Genomic DNA, 22,309 nt, shown 5'->3' with positions numbered 1-22,309 from the left:
AGAGGCGGGGCTGCGCGTCAGAGGCTGGCGGCGATTTTGGCGGCGCCGAGCGCGCCGATCAGGATGGCGGCGGCGTTGGTATTGCCCGAGACGATGCGGGGCATGACGCTGGCATCGGCGATGGAGAGGTTGTCGATGCCGTGCACCGCCATGGTTTGCGGGTCGGTGACGGATTGCGGATCGCTGCCCATGCGGGCGGTGCCGACGGGGTGATAGATGCTGTCGGCGGTGGCGCGAATGGTGGCGTCGAGCTGGGCGTCGGTGGTGATTTGCGGGCCGGGGCGGAGCTCTGCGCCGGTGAAGGCGGCAAGGGCGGGCTGGCGGCAAAGTTCGCGCAGCAGTTTGAGCCCGTCGCGCAGCAGTTTGCGGTCGGTGTCTTCGGCGAGGTAATTGGGATCGATCAGCGGCTTGGCGGCCGGATCGGCGGAGGCGAGTCGCAGGGTGCCCCGGCTTTGCGGTTGTAGCTGGGTGACGTCGATGGCGAAGCCGTGGCCTTTGTCAGCGGCGGTGGCACCGTCGAAGGCCAGGGCATTGATGAAATGCAGCTGGGTGTCCGGGGCGGCGTTTGCCGGATCGAGGGACAGGAAGGCGCCGGCCTCGAGCCCTTGCTGGCAGCCTGCGCCCTGTTTCGTCAGCAGCCACCTTGCGCCGGTGGCGAGGTTGTTGGGGAATTTCGCGGCATCCCACAGCGACAGCGGCCGGGTCATGCGGTGCTTGACCTTGACCTCGAGGTGGTCGTGCAGGTTCTCGCCAACACCGGGCAGGTCTGCGGCGACGCTGATGCCATGGGCGCGCAGGTGATCTGCCGGGCCGATACCGGAAAGCATCAGCAGATGCGGGGTGCCGATGGCGCCGGTGCACAGGACGATATGCCCGGCCTTCAGGGTTTCGTCTGCAAGGTGCACGCCGGTGGTACGCGGGCCGGACATATGCAGGCCGGTGATCTGGGCGCCGGTGCGGATGGTCAGGTTGGGGCGGGTTCTGGCGAGGCTCAGGAAGGCATGCGCGGCGCTGCGGCGGCGGCCATTGGCGGTGTTGAGCCGGAAGAGGCCGAAGCCGTGTTCCTGGCCGTCGACAGCGCCTTGGACCGGGTGGCCCAACTGGCGGCCCGCTGCGATGAAACCGTCATAGGCGGGGCCGGAGGCGGGCAGGGATGGGGCCATGATGGCGGTGATCTCGTCCAGCGTTGGCTGTACATCGGCCCAGCCCCAGCCGGGCGCGCCGTTCGCCGCCCACCAGTCGTAATCCGACGCATGGCCCGTGACCCAGACCATGGCGTTGATGCCGGACGAGCCGCCCAGCAGCTTGCCGCGCGGCACGTAGAGGCGGCGGTTGTCCATATGGGTTTGCGGCACTGTCTCGTAATGCCAGTTGAAGCGGGGGTGGGCGATGGCCTTGGCCACGCCAGCGGGCATCTGCACAAAGGGGTGGTGGCCGGGTGGTCCGGCCTCGAGCAGCAGCACCTTGCAGGAGGCATCGCGCGACAGGCGTTCAGCTGCGGCGCAACCGGCGCTGCCTGCGCCGACGACGATGACATCCCAGCTCATGCCAGCAGCTCGCGCAGGGCGTTGTCGATGACGGCGGTGTCGGCGGCGTTGCGCCCGCCGCCTGCGTAATGGCCCCAGACGCTGTCGATCACGCGCAGTTCGGCGTTGGGCATCTGCGCCACCTCGGCGGCGTTGTCTTCGGGCGGGAAATACAGATCGGTGCGGCAGGGCAGGATGATCGAACGCGCGGTGATCGCCGCAAGTGCCGCCTTGCGATCGCCGTTGTAAACCGGATTGGCGGCGATGTCGCACAGCTGCCAGGTGCGGATCATCGACAGCATGTCGTTGGAATCGAGCCCATAATACATCGAATCCCATGTGTTCTTCAGGTAATCCTCGACGCTGATGAAGCCCATGTCGCGCCACAGCTCGGCGCGGAACCATTCCTGCGAAAGTACCCAGCCGGCCCAGACCCGGCCCTTGGCGGTCAGGCCGCGCCAAGGCTGCTGCGTGTAGCGGCCCTGCTGCCATTCGGGATCGGTGATCAGCGCGTGCTTGACGCCTTCGAGGAACACATAAGTGTGCCCGGCGGTGATCGCCTGACCGCAAAAGCAGGCCATGGCGGCGACGCGCTCTGGGAACAGGGCCGCCCAAGTGTAGGCCTGCTGGCCGCCCATAGACCAGCCACAGACCAGCCGGATCTGCTCGATGCCGAACAGCTCGCGCAGCATTCGCTCCTGAAGCATGACATTGTCATATTGCGTGATGGTCGGGAAATCCGGCCCGTGCAGCGGGATCGGCGTGTTGGATGGCGACGACGACACGCCGTTGCCCAGCATGTTGGGCACGACGATGAAATATTTCGACGGGTCCAGCGCCATGTCAGTGCCGATGAGGAACTCATTGTCGGCGTGGCTGCCGCCGTAGCGCGTCGGGTAGACAATGACATTGTTCCGCGCCGCGTTCAGCGTGCCATAGGTGCTGTAGGCAAGCTTTGCCCCCTTCAGCGTGATGCCGCATTGCAGGGCGACATCGCCCGCCTCGAAGATTTCGAAAGGGGTCAGTTCCGCGCTCATTTCAGATGGTCCTTGACGTCAGGTTGCGATGCCGAAGGGGCGGCACCCGTAGTTGAAGATCTGCTGCGCCGCTGCGGTGACGGCATCTGCGCGCCTTGCGAGCGCCGTCTGGAGCCGGGCCTGCGCGCGTGGCCAGGTTCGGCTGCACCGTCGCGCAAGCGAGCCCCGCTTTGGCCGGCATGGCGTGGCAACCAGCCGGGTGTTCGATCCGCTCGTGTTTATGAACCGGGAACCGCATGTGCCGAGCCTCGTGAAAACCGGTTGCCTCATCAATGTGCAGCCCGGGCTGCAACGCTTGCAGATTTTCAGTCAGCAGTCGCCACGACAAGAAGAATGGTTGATCTGAGAGAAATTTTTGTAACCATCAGGAAAAATATGCCTAGTGCGATTGCACATGAACAGGGAGACGGAAATGCGGATTTGCGTGATCGGCGCGGGGCCTTCGGGGCTGGCGCAACTGCGGGCCTTTCAGTCGGCCAAAGCGGCGGGCGGCGAGAGTCCCGAGATCGTCTGCTATGAAAAGCAACCCGACTGGGGCGGACTTTGGCGCTATGACTGGCGCACCGGGGTCGATGAATACGGCAACCCGGTGCATGGATCGATGTATCGCTACCTGTGGTCCAACGGCCCCAAGGAGGGGCTGGAATTCGCCGATTACACCTTTGACGAGCATTTCGGCAAGCCGATCGCCAGCTATCCGCCGCGCGCGGTGCTGTTCGATTACATCGAAGGCCGGGTGAAACAGGCTGGCGTGCGCGACTGGATCCAGTTTTCGACCGTGGTGCGCGATGTGACCTTTGACGAGGCGTCGGGCCTGTTCACCGTCAAGGCGCGCAATTGCGAAACCGACAGCGAAAGCGCCGAAGAGTTCGACCATGTCATTGTCGCCTCGGGGCATTTCAGCTTTCCCAACGTGCCCTATTATCCCGGCTTCGAGAGCTTCAACGGTCGCATCCTGCACGCCCATGATTTTCGCGATGCGCGCGAGTTCGAAGACCGCGATCTGCTGATCCTCGGCACTTCGTATTCCGCAGAGGACATCGGCTCGCAATGCTGGAAATACGGTGCGAAGTCGATCACCGTGGCGCATCGCACAGCACCGATGGGCTATGAGTGGCCCGAGAACTGGGCCGAGGTTCCGGCGCTGGAAAAGGTCGAGGGCAAGACCGTCACCTTCAAGGATGGCACGAGCAAAAAGGTCGATGCGATCATCCTGTGCACCGGCTACAAGCACCATTTCCCCTTCCTTGGGGATGATCTGCGGCTCAAGACCGCGAACCGGCTGGCGGCGAGCGATCTGTACAAGGGCGTGGTCTATACCGGAAATCCCAAGCTGTTCTATCTGGGGATGCAGGACCAGTGGTACACGTTCAACATGTTCGACGCGCAGGCGTGGTGGGTGCGCGACTGTATCCTTGGCAAGATCGTCCTGCCGGATGCCGCGGCCATGGAGGCCGACTGGACCCGGCGTCAGGCCAATGAAGACTTGGTGGGCGATGATCACGATGCCATCGTCTATCAGGGCGAGTACGTCAAAGAGTTGATCGCCGAGACCGATTACCCCAGTTTCAACGTCGAGGGCGCCAACGAGGCGTTCTTCCAGTGGAAGAAACACAAGAAGAAAGCCATCATGGCGTTCCGCGACAATGGCTATGTCTCGCCGATGACCGGCACCATGGCACCGCCGCATCACACCCCGTGGCGGCATGCGCTGGATGACAGTCTGGAAAGCTATCTTCAGACCGGGGCAGAGGCCGCCGAGTGATGGATCTTGCCGTGCCAAAGCGGGGGGTGCTGACCCCGGGCCTGTCCTTGCCGCCGGGCACAGAGCGGCACCCGGTGCCGGGGGGCGGCTCGCGGGCGGTGGAAATCCACGCGGGCGATGTCATCACCGTGGAGGACCGCGAGGGCGGGCAGGTGGCCGAACTGGTCGCTTTCACGCCAGCGGGGGTGGGCGACCCGGGACTGATCGGAGCGGTGGGCAATTGCGGCCCCGAGGGGCTGAAGGCGACGCTGCTGGAAACGGCCTCCGGGCGCGGCGTGGCGCGGGCGCTGGGTGCGGCGGGCTTCGATCTTGGCGGCGCACGCGCGGTGCGGGTGTTTGCCGAGGGCTCGCGCCCCGGCGACAGTGTGCGCTTTGTCGCGCAGGGCGGCGGGCTGCTGGTGGTGGGCGCGCCGGGCGGGCCGATGACCCCCGATGCGCAGGACACCGTCACCGACCTGCTGCTGTGGATCAACCGCGCCGATCCGGCGTTCAAGCGCCCGCACAGCGCCCCCGATCCGCTGGCCGACCCGGTGATCGACCGCAACATCGCCCCCGGCGAGGCGTTCATCTACGAGGTGCCCAAGGGGGCCTTCATTCAGGTGCTCGACGTGCAGGGCCGCGAATGTTCGGATTTTCAGGCGTTCAGCGCGCGCAGCCTCGATGCGGGCCACCCGCGTGAGATCGATCCGACCGCCACCCGCTCGATGACCGGGCGCGTCTACCCCAAGCCGGGCCTCGCGGCGAAATACTGGACCGTGGATTTCGAACCGCTGGTCGAGATCGTACAGGACACTTGTGGGCGGCACGACACCTTCGGGCTGGCCTGTACCGCGCGTTATTACGACGACATGGGCTATTTCGGGCATGTGAACTGTACCGACAACATCAACCTGTCATTGGGTCCCTACGGCGTGCGCCCACGTGCCGGCTGGCCCGCCATCAACTTCTTTTTCAACACGCTGCTGGACGCCGATCATGGCATCGTCACCGATGAGCCATGGTCGCGCCCCGGCGATTACGTGCTGCTGCGGGCGCTGAGCGATCTGGTCTGCGTCTCGACGGCCTGCCCCGACGATATCGACCCGGCCAATGGCTGGACCCCAACCGACATTCAGCTGCGCACCTATGGCGCGGCGGAGGATTTCCGCCGCTCGATCGGCTGGCGCAAGCGCCCGGAGGACGACGCGATTCATACGCAAGAGACGGGCTTTCACGCCAGCTTTGCCGCGCATACCCGCGATTTCATCGAATATAATGGCTATTGGCTGGCGAACAGCTTTCCCGGCACCGGCACGCTGGGCGAATACTGGGCCTGCCGCGAGCGGGCCGCGATCATGGATCTCTCGCCGCTGCGCAAGTTCGAAATCACCGGCCCGGATGCGTTGGCGCTGATGAACGCTTGCGTTACCCGCAATATCGAAAAGCTCAGCGTCGGGCAGGTGGTCTATACCGCCGTTTGCGCAGAGCATGGCGGCATGATCGACGATGGTACGGTGTTCCGGCTGGGCGATCACAATTTCCGCTGGATCGGCGGCAGCGATCATTCCGGCATGTTCCTGCGCGACCAGGCCGCGGCGCTGGGCCTTGACGCCCATGTGCGCAGCTCGACCGACCAATTGCACAATGTTGCGCTGCAGGGGCGGCACGCGCGCGCGATCCTGTCGCAGATCTTCTGGACCCCGCCGGATCGTGCGAGCGTCGAAGACCTCGGCTGGTTCCGCTTTACCATCGCCCGGCTGGGGGATTTTTCCGGCACGCCGGTGATGATCTCGCGCACCGGCTATACCGGCGAGCTGGGCTACGAGATCTTCTGCCACCCCAAGGACGCGCCCGAGGTGTTCGATGCGATCTGGAAGGCGGGGCAGGCCTATGGGCTGGAGCCGCTCGGCATGGCGGCGCTGGACATGCTGCGCATCGAGGCCGGGCTGGCCTTTGCCGGCCATGAATTCGATGATCAGACCGACCCGTTCGAGGCGGGCATCGGCTTTACCGTGCCGCTGAAAAGCAAGGAAGCCGATTTCTCGGGGCGCGAAGCATTGCTGGAACGCAAGGCGCATCCGCAGCGCAAACTGGTCGGGCTGGAGGTCGATGCGACCACCGTGCCGTCGCATGGTGATTGCGTGCGGCTGGGGCGCGTGCAGGTCGGGGTGATCACCAGCGCCACCCGCTCGCCAATCCTTGGCAAGACCATCGCTCTGGCGCGTGTGGAAGCGCTTCACGCGATCCTCGGCACCGAGCTGCAGATCGGGCAGCTCGACGGGCATCAGAAACGCCTGACGGCGCGCGTCGTGGCGTTTCCGCATTTCGACCCGACCAAATCCCGTGCCAAGGGTGATTACGACGCATGACCCTAGAAGATCGCGTAAAGGCGTTGGCGTTCTGGTCCGGCCCGATCGAGATCGCGCCGCTGACCGGGGGCATCACCAACCTCAACTACGTGGTGAGCTGCGCGGGGCGGCAATACGTGGTGCGGCTGGGGCAGGATATCCCCGAACATCTGGTGATGCGCTGGAATGAACAGGCGCTGACGCAGGCGGCGGCAGAGGCGGGGATTTCCCCGGCCTTGCGCCATGCCGAGCCGGGCGTGATGATCACCGATTTCATCACCTCGACCGCGCTGACCGAGGCCGATCTGCACGACCCCGCCACTTTGCGCGCCGCGGTGGATCTTGTCGCCCGCGTGCACCGCGATCTGACCCGCCGTGTCACCGGCCCGGTGCTGACCTTCTGGGTCTTTCACGTGCTGCGCAGCTATGCCAGCTACCTTGCCCGCCACGGATCGCCCCACCTGTCCCTGATCCCGCAGCTGATGAGCGAGGCGATGCAGCTGGAAGAGGCGGTGCAGCCCATCGACATGGTGCTGGGGCACAACGATTTGCTGCCGCAGAACATCCTGCGCGCCGAAGACCGGCTGTGGCTGGTGGATTGGGAATATGGCGGGTTTAATGCGCCGCTGTTCGATCTGGGCGGGCTGGCGTCGAATGCGGGCCTTCCCGATGGGGCAGAGCAAGAGATGCTCGGCCTGTATCTTGGCCATACGCCCGATGCCGCCTACCTGCGCCGCTACGGGGCGATGAAATGCGCCTCGCTGCTGCGCGAGGCGATGTGGTCGATGGTGTCCGAGCTGACCTCGCAGATCGAGTTTGATTATGTGGCCTATACTGGCGAGAACCTCGCCCGCTATCGCGCCGCCCTTGAGACATGGACCGCCCGATGACCTTCCCGACCCAAGCCCGCGCCGTCATCGTCGGCGGTGGCATCATTGGCTGCTCGACCGCCTATCACCTTGCCAGTCTCGGCTGGGAGGTGGTGCTGCTCGAGGCGCATAAGCTGACCTCGGGCACCACCTTTCACGCGGCGGGGCTGGTGGGGCAGCTGCGCAGCTCGGCCAATATCACCGAGCTGCTGGGCTATTCGGTGAAACTCTATGACACGCTCGAGGCCCAGACCGGGCAGGCGACCGGGTGGAAGCGCAATGGCGGTCTGCGCCTTGCCTGCAATGCCGAGCGCTGGACGGAGGTGAAACGTCAGGCCACCACCGCCCGCAGCTTCGGCCTTGATATGCAGCTGCTGACGCCGCTTGAGGCGCAATCGCTGTGGCCGCTGATGGATGTGTCCGACGTGATCGGCGCGGCTTATCTGCCGACCGACGGGCAGGCCAACCCGTCGGACATCACCCTGTCGCTGGCCAAGGGCGCGCGCATGGCCGGGGCGCAGATCATCGAGGATTGCAAGGCGCTGTCGGTCACGCGCGAAAACGGCGTCATCACCGGGGTGCAGACGGCGCAGGGTTTTATCAAGACCGGCATCGTCATCGCCTGCTGCGGCCAATGGACCCGCGATTTCGCCGCGCCGCTGGGGGTCACCGTGCCGCTGGTGTCGATGGAACATCAGTACATGGTGACCGAGCCGATCGAGGGCGTCACCCGCGATCTGCCGACCCTGCGCGACCCCGACCGGCTGACCTACTGGAAGGAAGAGGTCGGCGGGCTGGTGATGGGCGGCTACGAGCCGAACCCCAAGCCCTGGGCGATTTCGGGCATTCCCGAGGGCTTTCACTACACGCTGCTAAGCAGCGACTATGATCATTTCGAACAGATCATGGAACTGGCGCTGGGCCGCGTGCCAGCGCTGCAAACCGCCGGCATCAAGACGCTGACCAACGGGCCGGAAAGCTTTACCCCCGATGGCAACTTCATCCTTGGCGAGGCGCCAGAGCAGCCGGGGTTCTTTGTCGGGGCCGGGTTCAACGCCTTTGGTATCGCCTCGGGCGGCGGCGCGGGCATGGCGCTGGCGGAATGGGTGGCCAAGGGCGAGCCGCCGATGGATTTGTGGCCCGTCGACATCCGCCGCTTTGGCCGCCCGCATTTCGATACCGATTGGGTGCGCACCCGCACCGTCGAAGCCTATGGCAAGCATTACACCATGGCCTGGCCCTCCGAGGAACATGACAGCGCCCGACCGGCCCGCCGCTCGCCGCTGTACGACCGGCTTGCCCGGCGCGGCGCGGTGTTCGGCGAAAAGATGGGCTGGGAGCGCCCCAACTGGTTCGCCGCCCCCGGCGAGGTGGCGAAAGACATCTATACCTATGAGCGCCCCAACTGGTTCGCCGCCGTCGCCCGCGAACACCGCGCCGCGCGCGAGGCGGCGGTGCTGATCGACCAGACCTCCTTTGCCAAGTTCTGGCTGCAAGGCCCGGATGCTGAATCCGCCCTGCAACGGATCTGCGCCAATGACGTGGGCGGGCCGGTGGGCGCGCTGACCTATACCCAGATGCTCAACGATCGCGGCGGCATCGAGGCGGACCTGACGGTGGTCCGCACCGGCCCCGAGGCGTTTTACATCGTCACCGGCACCGGCTTTGCCACTCGCGATTTCGACTGGATCAGGCGCGGGCTGGCGGGGGCGAACGCACAGCTGACCGATGTGACCTCGGGCACCGCGGTGCTGTCGCTGATGGGGCCAAAGGCGCGCGACATCCTGTCGGCGGTGACGCGGGCGGATGTGTCGAACGCCGCGTTCCCCTTTGGCACGGCGCAGATGATCGCCATCGCGGGCGCGCCGGTGCGGGCGCTGCGGGTCAGCTATGTCGGAGAGCTGGGCTGGGAGCTGCACCTGCCGGTCGAATATGCCACCAGCGTGTTCGATGCGCTGCACATGACGGGCGCGGCGCATGGGCTGGTCGATGCAGGCTACCGCGCCATCGAAAGCCTGCGTCTGGAAAAGGGCTACCGCGCATGGGGCAGCGACATTGGCCCCGACAGCACGCCCTACGAGGCCGGGCTGGGCTTTGCCGTGGCGCAGGGCAAGGCGTTTCGCGGCCAGCCCGCGCTGCTGGCGCAAAAGCAGCGCGCCTTGACCCGGCGCCTTGCCACCTTTACCGCCGCGCCAGAGGTCATCCTGCTGGGGCGCGAAACGGTGTTCCGCAACGGCGAGCGGGTCGGCTATCTCAGCTCGGGCGGCTTCGGCCATACGCTGGGCAAGGCGATTGGCATGGGCTATCTGAAACACCCCGGCGGCGTGACCAAGGACTGGATCGCCTCGGGCAGCTACGAGCTGGAGGTGGCGATGCAGCGCGTGCCCTGCGAGGTGACGCTGTCGCCGCTATACGATCCCGCCGGGGCGCGGCTGAAATCGTGAACCGTCTGGAGGATTGACATGACCGGCGCTCCGCCTGCACCACAGGGTACCCTCAAGGACGGATCCCTCATGAAAAGCGCATCGCCCTCAAAACTGACCCAGAACCCGCACGCGGTGCGCGAGCTGCGGGAAAAGAACCTCGAGGTGGCGATTGGCCGACAGGTGCGCGAGCTGCGCAAGCGCCAGCGCATGACCGGCTCGGAACTGGCGCAGCAGACCGGGCTGTCGGTTGGGATGCTGTCCAAGATCGAGAACGGGGTGATCTCGCCCTCGCTCACGACGCTTCAGGCGCTGGCCAATGCGCTGCGGGTGCCACTGGTGCAGCTGTTCTCGGGCTTCGAAGAGCCGCGCGGGGCGATGCATGTGAAGGCCGGGCAGGGGGCCGAGATCGAACGCGCAGGCACCCGCGCCGGGCATCAGTACAACCTGCTGGGCCACATCGGGTCGAATAATTCCGGCGTTGTGGTCGAACCGTACCTGATCACGCTTGATTCAGCCTCGGACCGGTTCCCGGCCTTCCAGCATGAGGGGATCGAGCTGATCTACATGCTGGACGGGGTGATCGATTATCGCCACGGCGATCAGCTGTACCTGCTGGAACCCGGCGATTCCCTGCTGTTCGATTCCGATGCGCCGCACGGGCCCGAAGTACTGGTCGAAATCCCGGCGCGCTACCTGTCGATCATCACCTATCCGCAGGCGCGGTAAAGACGCAGCTTTGGCGCTAGTAAGGTCTTCCGCGCAGCTTTGTCTGTCGGCAAAGCAAGCCTCTCGCCAAGGCGCGGCGCGTCGGGCTGAAACCCGCTGTCGGCGGTGGCAGCGCCAGACAGCAGGAAACGCGGCGAAGCGATGCGCGCGACAGATGCCCTTGTGCGGATCTGCCGGGGATCTGGTGTTGGCTTTGCAAAACCCGGCGGTTGCCTATTCGGAATGCATCTGCAGCGCTGCATCACAATCTTTTCCTGAAGTGAAATAATATTCTTGTAAGGAAATCTGCGCCAGCGTATCCCGAGTGGCGAAACCGGGGCGCAGACCCCTCAGGAACGGAGAGAAATCCCATGTGTGGCATTGTCGGACTCTTCCTCAAGAAGGAAGACCTGCGCCCAAAGCTTGGCGACATGCTGACGGACATGCTGATCACCATGACCGACCGCGGCCCGGACAGCGCGGGCATCGCGATCTATGGCGCCGATGCGGGCGGGCACAAGATCACCGTCCAGTCGGACAGCCCGGCGAGCGATTTTGCCGGCCTTGATGTGGCGCTGGGCGAGGCGCTGGGCACCCCCGTCGCGATGAAGCAGGCAGATACCCATGCGGTTCTAACCGTTGCCGAAGACGCGCTGAAGACAGCCGTGGCCTTCCTCGAGGCGCGCGGCCTGCGCATCATGGGCGTGGGCGAGGCGATGGAGATCTACAAGGAAACCGGCCTGCCGCGCGATGTCGCGGCCCGGTTCAACCTGCGCGCCATGGGCGGCAGCCATGGCATCGGCCATACCCGCATGGCGACGGAATCGGCGGTGACGACGCTGGGCGCGCACCCCTTTAGCACCGATGCCGATCAGTGCCTTGTGCACAATGGCTCGCTGTCGAACCACAACACCATGCGCCGCATCCTCAGTGAAAAGGGCTTTGCCCCGAAAACCGAAAACGACACCGAGGTCGCCGCCTGCTACATCTCCTCCCGCATCGCTGAAGGTGCCAACCTCGGTCAGGCGCTCGAAGGCACGCTCGATGATCTTGACGGGTTCTTCACCTTCGTCATGGGCACGAAAAACGGCTTTGGCGTGGTGCGCGACCCGATCGCCTGCAAGCCCGCGGTGATGGCCGAAACCGACGATTACGTCGCCTTTGGCAGCGAATACCGCGCCTTCGCCAATCTTCCGGGGATCGACACCGCCCGCGTCTGGGAACCCGAACCCGCCACCGTCTATTTCTGGGAGCGTTGAGCCATGGCCGCGACCAAACAAGCCGTCTCTGACGTGCAGACCCTCGACATGGGGCAGATCGAACTGCGCGAGGTCAACGCGACGCTGCAAGCCGCGCCCTCGACCAATTACACCCAATTCGAGATCCTCAACACCCGCGGCAGCCATGCCATCGCGGTGGGGCTCGATGCCGAGATCGAGGTCACGGTGAAAGGGTCCACCGGCTATTACTGCGCCGGGATGAACAAGCTGGCCACGGTGCATGTCACCGGCTCTGTCGGGCCGGGGGTGGCGGAAAACATGATGTCCGGCACAGTGATCGTCGATGGCGATGCTTCGCAATATGCCGGGGCCACCGCCCATGGCGGGCTGCTGGTGATCAAGGGCAATGCCAGCTCGCGCTGCGGTATCTCGATGAAGGGCATCGACATCGTGGTGCATGGCAACATCGGCCACATGTCCGCCTTCATGGCGCAAAGCGGCAACCTCGTGGTGCTGGGCGATGCCGGCGATGCGCTGGGGGATTCGCTATACGAGGCGCGGCTCTTCGTGCGTGGCTCGGTGAAATCTCTGGGCGCGGATTGCATCGAAAAAGACATGCGCCCTGAACATATCGAGATACTCGCCGATCTGCTGACCCGCGCTGGCGCAGATGCAAAGCCCGAGGAATTCAAACGCTACGGCTCTGCCCGCAAGCTGTATCATTTCAACGTCGACCACGCAGACGAATACTGAAGGACATGGGCATGAACGACACTCCGCAGACACTGCCGCGCCAGTCCTGGACGTTCTCCAACGAGGTGAACGCCGAGATCCGCCGCGCCGCCCATACCGGCATCTACGACATTCGCGGCGGCGGCGCCAAACGCCGGGTGCCGCATTTCGACGACCTGCTGTTCCTTGGCGCGTCGATGTCGCGCTACCCGCTCGAAGGTTACCGCGAGAAATGCGAAACCGGGGTCACCCTTGGCACCCGCTTTGCCAAGAAACCCATCGAGCTGAAGATCCCGATCACCATCGCCGGCATGTCCTTTGGCTCGCTCTCTGGCCCCGCCAAAGAGGCGCTCGGGCGCGGCGCGTCGCTGGCAGGCACCTCGACCACCACCGGCGACGGCGGCATGACCGAAGAAGAGCGCGGCCATAGCGAAAAGCTGGTCTATCAATACCTGCCCAGCCGCTACGGCATGAACCCCGACGATCTGCGCCGCGCCGACGCCATCGAGGTGGTCGTGGGGCAGGGCGCCAAGCCCGGCGGCGGCGGCATGCTGCTGGGGCAGAAGATCACCGAACGCGTCGCGGGCATGCGCGATCTGCCGGTGGGCATCGACCAGCGCTCCGCCTGCCGCCACCCCGACTGGACAGGCCCGGACGATCTGGAAATCAAGATCCTCGAGCTGCGCGAGATCACCAACTGGGAAAAACCGATCTACATCAAGGTCGGCGGCGCGCGCCCCTATTACGACGTTGCGCTCAGCGTCAAGGCGGGCGCCGATGTGATCGTGCTTGATGGCATGCAGGGCGGTACTGCGGCAACGCAGGATGTGTTCATCGAAAACGTCGGCACCCCGACGCTTGCCTGCATCCGCCCGGCGGTCAAAGCGCTGCAGGATCTGGGCATGCACCGTAAGGTGCAGCTGGTGGTCTCGGGCGGTATCCGCACCGGCGCCGATGTCGCCAAGGCGCTGGCTCTGGGCGCGGATGCGGTCTCCATCGGCACCGCGGCGCTGGTGGCACTGGGCGACAACGATCCGAAATGGGAACAGGACTACCGGGCGCTTGGCACCACCACCGGCGCCTATGACGACTGGCACGAAGGGCGCGACCCGGCGGGCATCACCACTCAGGACCCAGAACTGATGGCCCGGCTTGACCCGATCGAGGCAGGCCGCCGCCTGCGCAACTACCTCAATGTGCTGACGCTGGAATGCCAGACCCTCGCGCGCGCCTGCGGCAAGAGCCATGTTCACAATCTCGAACCCGAGGATCTCGTGGCCCTGACCATTGAAGCCGCTGCCATGGCGCAGGTCCCGCTGGCCGGAACCGACTGGATTCCGGGCAAAGGCGGTTTCTGACCCCGCCTGCCACCCCGCCAGAGCTTCCAGCTTCTTCTGGCGCCAAATATCCTGGGGGTGTGGGGGTGAAACCCCCACCCGGCCGGATCGCCGCACAGGCGATCCGAAACAAGAAAAGAACGACAGGGAAAACCCATGACCGACCTCGCCGCCTTCGCCCGCGAAAAGGGCGTGAAATATTTCATGATCTCTTACACCGATCTGTTTGGCGGGCAGCGGGCAAAGCTCGTCCCGGCGCAGGCCATCGAGGGCATGGTACAGGATGGCGCGGGCTTCGCGGGCTTTGCCACATGGCTCGATATGACGCCCGCCCATGCCGATATGCTGGCCATGCCCGACCCGGACACCGTCATCCAGCTGCCCTGGAAACCCGAGGTCGCCTGGGTTGCGGCCAATCTGGTGATGGAAGGGCAGGAGGTCGCGCAGGCGCCCCGCAACGTGCTGCGCAAGCTGGTCGCCGAGGCCGCCGAACAGGGGTTGCGGGTCAAGACCGGCATCGAGGCGGAATTCTTCCTGCTCACCCCCAAGGGCGACGCCATCTCGGATGCTGCCGATACCGCCGAAAAACCCTGCTACGACCAGCAGGCGGTGATGCGCCGCTACGATGTGATCTCGGAGATCTGCGACTACATGCTCGATCTCGGCTGGGGCCCGTATCAGAACGACCACGAGGACGCCAACGGCCAGTTCGAGATGAACTGGGATTTCGACGATGCGCTGGTCACCGCCGACCGCCACAGCTTTTTTAAGTTCATGGTGAAATCGGTTGCTGAAAACCATGGCTTGCGCGCCACCTTCATGCCCAAGCCGATCGAGGGGCTGACCGGCAACGGCTGCCACGCCCATATCTCGGTCTGGAACGCGGACGGCACCAGCAATGCCTTTGCCGATGACAGCAAAGAGCTTGGCCTGTCGGATCAGGGACGCGCCTTTCTCGGCGGCATCATGAAGCACGCCACCGGCATGGCGGCGATCACCAACCCGACGGTGAACAGCTACAAGCGCATCAACGCCCCGCGCACCGTTTCCGGCGCGACATGGGCCCCCAACACCGTGACATGGACCGGCAACAACCGCACCCATATGGTGCGCGTGCCCGGCCCGGGCCGCTTCGAATTGCGCCTGCCGGACGGGGCGGCCAACCCCTACCTGCTGCAGGCGGTGATCATTGCCACCGGCCTGTCGGGCCTTGCCAGCAACGCCGATCCGGGCCCGCGCTACGATATCGACATGTATGCCGAAGGCCACAAGATCACCGATGCGCCGAAGCTGCCGCTCAACATGCTCGATGCGATCCGCGCCTTCGACGAGGACAGCGAGTTGAAGACCAGACTTGGCGCCGATTTCTCCAAGGCGTTCATCACCCTCAAGCGCCGCGAATGGGACAGTTTCGTGTCGCATTTCTCGGCTTGGGAGCGGGCGAACACGCTTGACATCTGAGGCGCGAAGAGTCTGAGTTAGCAGGATTTTTCGCCCTACGCCTATTGCGTCGGCCAGCGCTTTCAGTCCCGAAAGTTCTGGCCTCGCATGACCATATGTTCAGGAGATCGACAGCACCATGCAGTTCAACGGGTTTCGCGTGATCTGGGAAGGGCTGACCGGCCACAAGGGCTGGAAGCCGCTCTGGCGCGATCCAGAGCCGCAGCCCGAATACGACATCATCATTGTCGGCGGCGGCGGGCACGGGCTGGCCACCGCCTATTACCTTGCCAACACCTTCAATGAATTGAAGGTCGCGGTGCTGGAAAAGGGCTGGCTTGGGTCTGGCAACATCGGGCGCAACACCACGATCATCCGCAGCAACTACCTGCTGCCCGGCAACGAGCCGTTCTACGAATTCTCGATGAAGCTCTGGGAAGGGCTGGAGCAGGAATTCAACTTCAACGCCATGGTCAGCCAGCGCGGCATCCTGAACCTGTGCCATTCCGACGGGCAGCGCGACGGGTTTCGCCGTCGGGGTAACGCCATGCGGCTGGCGGGCGCCGATGCCGAACTGCTGGATCAGGATGCGGTGCGCGCCATGTACCCGGCGCTCAACATCGACAACGCCCGCTTTCCGATCAAGGGCGGGTTGCTGCAACGCCGCGCCGGCACCGCGCGGCACGATGGTGTCGCATGGGGCTATGCGCGCGGGGCCGACCGCAAGGGCGTCGATCTGATCCAGAATTGCGAGGTCACCGGCTTTCGCATCGACGCGGGCCGCATCAAGGGCGTCGAGACCTCGCGCGGCTATATCGGGGCCAAGAAGGTCGGCGTCGCTGTTGCTGGATCGTCGGGGCGCGTCATGGCCCATGCGGGCATGCGTCTGCCGATCGAAAGCCACGTGCTGCAAGCCTTCGTCTCCGAAGGGCTCAAGCCGGTCATCGACGGGGTCATCACCTTTGGCGCGGGGCATTTCTATGTCAGCCAGTCCGACAAGGGCGGGCTGGTGTTTGGCGGCGACATCGACGGCTATAATTCCTACGCCCAGCGGGGCAATCTGCCGGTGATCGAAGACGTGGCCGAAGGCGGCATGGCGATCCTTCCCATGCTGGGCCGTGCCCGGCTGCTGCGCGCTTGGGGCGGGGTGATGGACATGTCGATGGACGGCTCTCCGATCATCGACAAGACCCATATCGACGGGCTCTACCTGAACGCGGGCTGGTGCTACGGCGGCTTCAAGGCAACCCCGGCCAGCGGCTATGCCTTTGCCCATCTGCTCAGCACCGGGCGCCCGCACGAGACCGCCACGCAGATGCGCCTTGATCGCTTTGCGCGTGGCTATCCCATTGACGAAAAGGGCGCTGGCGCCCAGCCGAACCTGCACTGAGGCGCTCATATGCTGATCCCCCATCCGCTTCTTGGCCTTCGCGACGCGCAGGAATTCACCTATCTCGGCGATGCATCGCTGCTGAACCGGCCAGACACCGGCACCGATGCCGATCCCGAGGCGTTCTTTGCCTACACCCATCTGCGCGACAACCCAGCGGGGGTGCACCGCGAGCTGTGGTTCCACGAGCAGGGCGACCGGTCCTGGCTGGTCGTGACCCGCAACACCCTCACGCATGAGATTCTAGGGGCCGAGCTGGCCTCGGACGTGAAACGAGGCCTCGCATGACCCGCATTTCCGGCGGCCTGATCGACCGCAGCCGCACGCTGTCCTTCACCTTTGACGGCAAGCGCTACGAAGGCCACCACGGCGATACGCTGGCCTCGGCGCTGATGGCCAATGGCGTGCGTCTTGTCGGGCGCAGCTTCAAGTATCACCGCCCGCGCGGCATCTTTGCCGCGGGCAGCGAAGAGCCGAACGCGCTGGTGACCCTGCGCAGCGGCGCGCGGGCAGAGCCCAACACCCGCGCCACGACCATCGAGCTTTATGACGGGCTGGAGGCGGTCAGCCAGAACCGCTGGCCGTCGCTAGCCTTCGATGCGCTCGGGGTCAACGATCTGGCCTCGCCGTTCTTTGCAGCGGGCTTTTACTACAAGACCTTCATGTGGCCCAAAGCCTTCTGGGAAAAGCTCTACGAGCCGCTGATACGCCGCGCGGCGGGGCTTGGCGCGCTTGGCGGCGAGCCCGACCCCGACGCCTATGACAAGGGCTTCCTGCATTGCGATCTGCTGATCATCGGCGGCGGCGCGGCTGGGCTTGCGGCGGCGCTGACGGCGGGGCGCGCCGGGGCAAGCGTGATCCTTGCAGATGAGGACATGCGCCTTGGCGGGCGGCTGCTGATGGAAAGCCACGCGCTGAACGACGCGCCCGCCGTTGATTGGGTGCAAGGGGTCGAGGCCGAGCTGGCGGCGCTGCCCAACGTGCGCATCCTGCGCCGCACGACGATCTTCGGCAGCTTCGATCATGGCATCTTTGGCGCGCTGGAACGGGTGGGCGACCATCTTCTGCGCCCCGAGACGGTACGCCAGACGCTGTGGCGGATCACCGCGAAACGCTCGATCCTTGCTGCTGGCGCGACCGAGCGGCACATTCCCTTTGCGAGCAACGACCGCCCCGGCATCCTGCTGGGCGGCGCGCTGCGGGCCTATGTCAACCGCTGGGGTGTCACGCCGCAGGCCAAGGACAGCGACCGCATCGCCATCTTCACCGACAATGACGATGGCCACCGCACCGCCATCGACCTTGTGGCAAAGGGCATCCCGGTGCTGGCCGTCATTGATGCGCGCGAGGATGCGCAACGCCTTGGCGAATACCAGCTGTACAAGGGCGCAACGGTGACCGGCACGCAGGGGCGGCTGGGCCTGTCCTCCATCGATATTACGCAGCATGGCCTTACCCAGACGCTGGAATGCGCGGTGCTGGGCGTCTCCGGGGGCTGGAACCCCAACCTGCATCTTGCCTCGCATCATCGGGGTCGTCCGGCATGGTCGCAGGCGCATAACGCCTTCCTTCCGCCAGACGATCTGCCCCAAGGCATGGCTGTTGCAGGCGCCGCTGCCGGTCATGGCAGCACCTATGCCGCGCTGCGCAGCGGCGCGCAGATCGCCGCGCAGCTGTCGGAGTGCAAACCCGCCGAGCTGCCGCTGGCCGAATACGCCCCGCATCGGCAGACCCCGCTGTGGCATGTTCCCGGCAAGACCCGCGCCTGGGTCGATTTCCAGAACGATGTCACCGTCAAGGATATCGCGCTGGCGCATCGCGAAAACATGCGTCCGGTCGAGCATCTCAAACGCTGGACGACGCTTGGCATGGCGACCGATCAGGGTAAGACCGCGAATGTCACCGCGCTGGCAGTGATGGCCGAGCTGACCGGCAAGACCATCGCCCAGACCGGCACCACGATCTTTCGCCCGCCCTATACCCCGGTGGCGCTTGGCGCGCTTGGCGGCGGCGACAGTGGCGTGCATTTCCGCCCGACACGGCTGACGCCGACGCATCCCTTTGCGGTGCAACGCGGCGCGCCCTTCGTCGAGGTCGGGCAATGGCTGCGCGCGCAGTACTTCCCGCTCAAGGGTGAAACCCATTGGCGCGAAAGCGTCGACCGCGAGGTTCTGGCGGTGCGCAGCGCTGTCGGGTTGTGCGATGTCACCACGCTGGGCAAGATCGACGTGCAGGGCGCCGATGCGGGCGACTTCCTGAACCGCATCTACTGCAACGCCATGGCCTCGCTCAAGGTCGGTAAGGTGCGCTATGGGCTGATGCTGCGCGAGGACGGGTTCGCCTATGACGATGGCACCTGTGCCCGGCTTGGCGAGCAGCACTATGTCGTGACCACCACCACCGCCAACGCCGGGCTGGTCTATCGGCAGATGGAATTCGCCCGGCAATGCCTGTGGCCGGATCTGGATGTGCAGTTGATTTCCACCACCGACGCATGGGCGCAGATCGCCGTCGCCGGGCCGAAATCGCGCGAATTGCTGTCGCGCGTGGTCGAGGCGGATCTGTCCAACGAGGCCTTCCCCTTCATGGCTTGCGCCGAAACTTCTGTCTGCGGGCTGCGCGCACGGCTGTTCCGCATCTCGTTCTCGGGCGAGCTGGCCTATGAGATCGCCGTGCCGACCCGCTATGGCAACGCTCTGATGGCGCGACTGATGGAGGTCGGCGCAGATCTTGGCGTCACCCCCTATGGCACCGAGGCGCTTGGCGTGCTGCGCATCGAAAAGGGCCATGCGACCGGGGCGGAGCTGAACGGGCAGGCCTCGGCGCAGATGCTCGGCATGGGGCGGATGGTCAGCACCAAGAAGGACAGCATCGGCGCGGTGATGTCCCGGCGCGAGGGGCTGATGGCCGACACCCGCCGTCTTGTCGGGCTGATGCCGCAGGATCCGCAGGCGCGCATTCTTGCCGGGGGGCACCTGTTCGCACCAGAGGCCGAGCGCAAGACCGAGACCGATCTTGGCTGGATCACCTCGGCCTGCTGGTCGCCGCATTTGAACAGCTACATCGCGCTGGGCTTTTTGACGGATGGCGAGGCGCGGCTGGGCGAGACCGTGATCGTCGCCAACCCGCTGGAGGGTGATGAGGTCCCCTGCAAGATCGTCTCGCCGCATTTCATCGACCCCGAAGGAGGCCGCCTGCGTGACTGACCTGACCCCGCTGTGCGCCCTTGGCGCGCCCGAGCCGCGGCGCACCGCCCGCGGCGCGCTGAGCCTGACAGAAAATCCCGACCTTGCGCTGGCGTCGCTGGCGCTGCGGGCAGGGGAGACGCAGCCCGCACCATTTGGCCTGACGCTGCCGGGGCCGGGGGCGTTTAACGCCGCGGGCGAGGTGCTTGCCCTCTGGACAGGGCCGGGCCAATGGATGCTGGCGGCAGAGCGCAGCCCCGATGCCGATTTCGCCGCCGAGCTGCGCGCGCAGGCCCCCGGCTGCTCGATCACCGAACAGACCGGCGGCTGGTGTTGCGTCGAGATCGCCTCGGCCACAGGCGCTGCCCCGCTGGACCGGCTTCTGGAAAAACTGGTGAACCTGCCGCCGGCAGCGCTTTGCCCGGGACGCGCTGCGCGCACGGGCTTGCATCACCTGAGCGTCTTCGTCATTCGTCGCAGCACGGACCGGCTGGCGGTGCTGGGCATGAGCTCGGCGGCGGGCAGCCTGTGGCACGCCCTCGACGCGGCGGCCCTCAGACTGGAGAGCTTTGCATGAGCAAGAGATTTGCGCTTACCGTGACCTGCCCCTCAACGCGAGGCATCGTCGCCGCCATCGCCGCCTTTCTGTCAGAGCAAGGCTGCAACATCACCGACAGCTCGCAATTCGACGATTTCGAGACGGGCAATTTCTTCATGCGCGTCAGCGTGATTTCCGAAACCGGCGCGACGCTGGACGAGCTGACGGCGCGCTTTGCCGATGTCGCCAGAACCCTCGGGATGACGTACGAATTCCACGACGAGGCGGTGAAGATGAAAGTCGTCATCATGGTCAGCCGCTTCGGCCATTGCCTGAACGATCTGCTGTACCGGGTGCGCATCGGCGCGCTGCCGATCGACATCGTCGCGGTGATTTCCAATCACATGGATTACCAGAAGGTCGTTGTAAACCATGACATCCCCTTCCACTGCATCCGCGTCACCAAGGAGAACAAGCCCGAGGCCGAAGCCCGCATCATGGAGGTGGTCGAGGAAGCCGGGGCCGAACTGATCGTGCTGGCGCGCTACATGCAGATCCTGTCGGATCAGATGTGCAAGGCGATGTCGGGGCGGATCATCAACATCCACCATTCCTTCCTGCCGTCGTTCAAGGGGGCCAATCCCTACAAGCAGGCGTTCGAGCGCGGTGTGAAACTGATCGGGGCAACGTCACATTACGTCACCGCCGATCTGGACGAAGGCCCGATCATCGAACAGGACACGGTGCGCGTGACCCATGCCCAATCGCCCGAGGATTACGTCTCGCTTGGCCGCGACGTCGAAGCGCAGGTGCTGGCGCGTGCCATTCACGCGCATATCCATCGCCGCGTATTCCTCAACGGCAACAAGACCGTGGTCTTCCCGGCCTCGCCCGGAAGTTATGCATCGGAACGGATGGGCTGAAGAAGGGGGCGCTGCCCCCGCCGCGCAAGCGCGTCTCCCCCGGGATATTTAGAGCCAGAAGAAGACAAAAGCGCCGCGCGCCGGTTTTCTTCTGGCTCTAAATATCCCGGGGGAAGGCCGTAAGGCCGTGGGGGCAGCGCCCCCATCCGACCCTGCGATCAGGTGCGGCTTCAGGCTGTCTCAGGTAGCATGCGAATAAGCCCGGTCGGGCATTCCTGCGCATAGCCCGCAGTCCTTGCAGTAATTCAGATCAAATAGGTAGTGTGAGTTGTCGCCTGCCAGCGCCCGGGTCTTGATTACCACCCTGTTGGGACAGAAGGTCGGGCAATTGCCGCAGCCGAGATAACTTTGTGCTTCTGAGAGGCAGGCATCGCGATCAATATCGCCCTCGATCTCGATGTATAAATCGCGAGCTTTGATGGGCGGTTTGGGCGGATTCTGGCGCTCAGCGCTGCCGTAAGAGCGAGGATGCAGGCATTCTCTGCCTGCGGTGCCGCGCAGATCGGGGGCGGGCTCGAATCCGGGGACGCGCAGCGCGAGCGCCTCCGCCGCGCGGCGGGTGTCGGCTATGGCGGCGGCGACAGGGCCGCTTTGGCCAGTTGCATCGCAGATGCGTAGGCATTGCACATGGTGCCTGAGGCATCCGTCGGGCGCAGATAATCATGGGTCAACCCGCCCTCGAGCCTTTCCGGGGAGACAGCCTCGCCGGTAATCCCCCCGATGTTAAGGGGATGCGGAAGTAGAATTTTCTCGGCAGGATGAATGAGGAGATTCCGATGAAGAAGACACGATTCACAGAAGCGCAGATCATGCACTGCCCGGCAGGGCATTGCGCCGCAATGGCCCGAGAGGGGCAACGCCGAGAGTTGGCCGTGAAAGCGGTGGCGAT

18 protein-coding genes are annotated in these 22,309 nt (G+C 64.9%); 15 read left to right on the top strand and 3 right to left on the bottom strand.

Annotated elements, in window-relative coordinates; translation table 11 throughout:
* Positions 1-17: 17 nt before the first annotated feature.
* Positions 18-1,547 (bottom strand): GMC family oxidoreductase, encoded by a 1,530-nt coding sequence (locus tag Q4543_RS19000; protein ID WP_303440896.1) that lies wholly within the window; start codon positions 1,545-1,547, stop codon positions 18-20.
* Complete coding sequence (locus tag Q4543_RS18995) at positions 1,544-2,563, bottom strand: alpha/beta fold hydrolase (RefSeq protein WP_303440894.1); 1,020 nt, start codon at positions 2,561-2,563, stop codon at positions 1,544-1,546. Before Q4543_RS18995 ends, Q4543_RS19000 begins: the two co-directional genes overlap by 4 nt.
* 52 nt (positions 2,564-2,615) lie before the next feature.
* Here Q4543_RS18995 and Q4543_RS18990 point away from each other — a divergent pair, with 52 nt between their 5' ends.
* The 15 genes from Q4543_RS18990 (at position 2,616) to purU (ending at position 21,420) form a co-directional block, all read left to right on the top strand.
* Positions 2,616-2,909: a hypothetical protein gene (locus Q4543_RS18990; protein ID WP_303440893.1), complete on the top strand. Its 294-nt coding sequence runs from the start codon at positions 2,616-2,618 to the stop codon at positions 2,907-2,909.
* A gap of 66 nt (positions 2,910-2,975) precedes the next feature.
* Positions 2,976-4,328: an NAD(P)-binding domain-containing protein gene (locus Q4543_RS18985; protein WP_303440918.1), complete on the top strand. Its 1,353-nt coding sequence runs from the start codon at positions 2,976-2,978 to the stop codon at positions 4,326-4,328.
* Positions 4,328-6,676 (top strand): DUF1989 domain-containing protein, encoded by a 2,349-nt coding sequence (locus Q4543_RS18980; protein WP_303440916.1) that lies wholly within the window; start codon positions 4,328-4,330, stop codon positions 6,674-6,676. The genes Q4543_RS18985 and Q4543_RS18980 overlap by 1 nt, the downstream gene beginning before the upstream one ends.
* Positions 6,673-7,545, top strand: a complete 873-nt coding sequence (locus tag Q4543_RS18975; RefSeq protein ID WP_303440891.1) for a choline/ethanolamine kinase family protein — start codon at positions 6,673-6,675, stop codon at positions 7,543-7,545. Before Q4543_RS18980 ends, Q4543_RS18975 begins: the two co-directional genes overlap by 4 nt.
* Positions 7,542-9,968: an FAD-dependent oxidoreductase gene (locus Q4543_RS18970; protein ID WP_303440890.1), complete on the top strand. Its 2,427-nt coding sequence runs from the start codon at positions 7,542-7,544 to the stop codon at positions 9,966-9,968. The genes Q4543_RS18975 and Q4543_RS18970 overlap by 4 nt, the downstream gene beginning before the upstream one ends.
* Positions 9,969-10,037: 69 nt before the next feature.
* Positions 10,038-10,676 (top strand): XRE family transcriptional regulator, encoded by a 639-nt coding sequence (locus Q4543_RS18965; protein WP_216005504.1) that lies wholly within the window; start codon positions 10,038-10,040, stop codon positions 10,674-10,676.
* 350 nt (positions 10,677-11,026) lie between these two features.
* On the top strand, positions 11,027-11,914 hold the full coding sequence (locus tag Q4543_RS18960; protein ID WP_303440889.1) for a glutamine amidotransferase family protein: 888 nt from the start codon (positions 11,027-11,029) through the stop codon (positions 11,912-11,914).
* Between the two features lie 33 nt (positions 11,915-11,947).
* Positions 11,948-12,628 carry a GXGXG domain-containing protein gene (locus Q4543_RS18955; protein ID WP_303440914.1) on the top strand — a complete coding sequence of 227 codons (681 nt, stop codon included), beginning with the start codon at positions 11,948-11,950 and terminating at the stop codon, positions 12,626-12,628.
* An 11-nt stretch (positions 12,629-12,639) separates the two neighbouring features.
* Positions 12,640-13,965 (top strand): FMN-binding glutamate synthase family protein, encoded by a 1,326-nt coding sequence (locus Q4543_RS18950; protein ID WP_303440887.1) that lies wholly within the window; start codon positions 12,640-12,642, stop codon positions 13,963-13,965.
* A gap of 135 nt (positions 13,966-14,100) precedes the next feature.
* Positions 14,101-15,405: a type III glutamate--ammonia ligase gene (glnT, locus tag Q4543_RS18945; protein ID WP_303440885.1), complete on the top strand. Its 1,305-nt coding sequence runs from the start codon at positions 14,101-14,103 to the stop codon at positions 15,403-15,405.
* A 118-nt stretch (positions 15,406-15,523) separates the two neighbouring features.
* On the top strand, positions 15,524-16,774 hold the full coding sequence (locus Q4543_RS18940; protein ID WP_303440883.1) for a sarcosine oxidase subunit beta family protein: 1,251 nt from the start codon (positions 15,524-15,526) through the stop codon (positions 16,772-16,774).
* A gap of 9 nt (positions 16,775-16,783) precedes the next feature.
* Entirely contained in the window at positions 16,784-17,062 is a 279-nt protein-coding gene (locus Q4543_RS18935) for a sarcosine oxidase subunit delta (protein WP_216005509.1), read from the top strand.
* The gene (locus Q4543_RS18930; RefSeq protein WP_303440880.1) at positions 17,059-19,980 is read left to right on the top strand and encodes a sarcosine oxidase subunit alpha family protein; all 2,922 of its coding nucleotides are present in this window, start codon (positions 17,059-17,061) and stop codon (positions 19,978-19,980) included. The genes Q4543_RS18935 and Q4543_RS18930 overlap by 4 nt, the downstream gene beginning before the upstream one ends.
* Complete coding sequence (locus Q4543_RS18925; RefSeq protein WP_303440878.1) at positions 19,973-20,536, top strand: sarcosine oxidase subunit gamma; 564 nt, start codon at positions 19,973-19,975, stop codon at positions 20,534-20,536. Before Q4543_RS18930 ends, Q4543_RS18925 begins: the two co-directional genes overlap by 8 nt.
* Positions 20,533-21,420 carry a formyltetrahydrofolate deformylase gene (purU, locus tag Q4543_RS18920; protein WP_216005512.1) on the top strand — a complete coding sequence of 296 codons (888 nt, stop codon included), beginning with the start codon at positions 20,533-20,535 and terminating at the stop codon, positions 21,418-21,420. The genes Q4543_RS18925 and purU overlap by 4 nt, the downstream gene beginning before the upstream one ends.
* A 180-nt stretch (positions 21,421-21,600) precedes the next feature.
* Here the strand turns inward: purU and Q4543_RS18915 are convergent, their stop codons facing one another.
* Positions 21,601-22,047: a hypothetical protein gene (locus Q4543_RS18915; protein WP_303440875.1), complete on the bottom strand. Its 447-nt coding sequence runs from the start codon at positions 22,045-22,047 to the stop codon at positions 21,601-21,603.
* Positions 22,048-22,309 lie beyond the last annotated feature (262 nt).

The organism is Salipiger sp. 1_MG-2023 (genome assembly GCF_030547555.1).
In the GTDB taxonomy this organism is placed as follows: Bacteria; Pseudomonadota; Alphaproteobacteria; order Rhodobacterales; family Rhodobacteraceae; genus Salipiger.
Note: the sequence above shows the minus strand (reverse complement) of the source record. Positions and strands in the feature narration are given on the sequence as shown.

Excerpts from the sequence above, each read along its gene's own strand:
- Q4543_RS19000 (WP_303440896.1), bottom strand. The coding sequence starts at position 1,547 with ATGAGCTGGGATGTCATCGTCGTCGGCGCAGGCAGCGCCGGTTGCGCC.
- Q4543_RS18995 (WP_303440894.1), bottom strand. The coding sequence starts at position 2,563 with ATGAGCGCGGAACTGACCCCTTTCGAAATCTTCGAGGCGGGCGATGTC.
- Q4543_RS18985 (WP_303440918.1), top strand. The coding sequence starts at position 2,976 with ATGCGGATTTGCGTGATCGGCGCGGGGCCTTCGGGGCTGGCGCAACTG.
- Q4543_RS18980 (WP_303440916.1), top strand. The coding sequence starts at position 4,328 with ATGGATCTTGCCGTGCCAAAGCGGGGGGTGCTGACCCCGGGCCTGTCC.
- Q4543_RS18975 (WP_303440891.1), top strand. The coding sequence starts at position 6,673 with ATGACCCTAGAAGATCGCGTAAAGGCGTTGGCGTTCTGGTCCGGCCCG.
- Q4543_RS18970 (WP_303440890.1), top strand. The coding sequence starts at position 7,542 with ATGACCTTCCCGACCCAAGCCCGCGCCGTCATCGTCGGCGGTGGCATC.
- Q4543_RS18965 (WP_216005504.1), top strand. The coding sequence starts at position 10,038 with ATGAAAAGCGCATCGCCCTCAAAACTGACCCAGAACCCGCACGCGGTG.
- Q4543_RS18960 (WP_303440889.1), top strand. The coding sequence starts at position 11,027 with ATGTGTGGCATTGTCGGACTCTTCCTCAAGAAGGAAGACCTGCGCCCA.
- Q4543_RS18950 (WP_303440887.1), top strand. The coding sequence starts at position 12,640 with ATGAACGACACTCCGCAGACACTGCCGCGCCAGTCCTGGACGTTCTCC.
- glnT (WP_303440885.1), top strand. The coding sequence starts at position 14,101 with ATGACCGACCTCGCCGCCTTCGCCCGCGAAAAGGGCGTGAAATATTTC.
- Q4543_RS18940 (WP_303440883.1), top strand. The coding sequence starts at position 15,524 with ATGCAGTTCAACGGGTTTCGCGTGATCTGGGAAGGGCTGACCGGCCAC.
- Q4543_RS18935 (WP_216005509.1), top strand. The coding sequence starts at position 16,784 with ATGCTGATCCCCCATCCGCTTCTTGGCCTTCGCGACGCGCAGGAATTC.
- Q4543_RS18930 (WP_303440880.1), top strand. The coding sequence starts at position 17,059 with ATGACCCGCATTTCCGGCGGCCTGATCGACCGCAGCCGCACGCTGTCC.
- purU (WP_216005512.1), top strand. The coding sequence starts at position 20,533 with ATGAGCAAGAGATTTGCGCTTACCGTGACCTGCCCCTCAACGCGAGGC.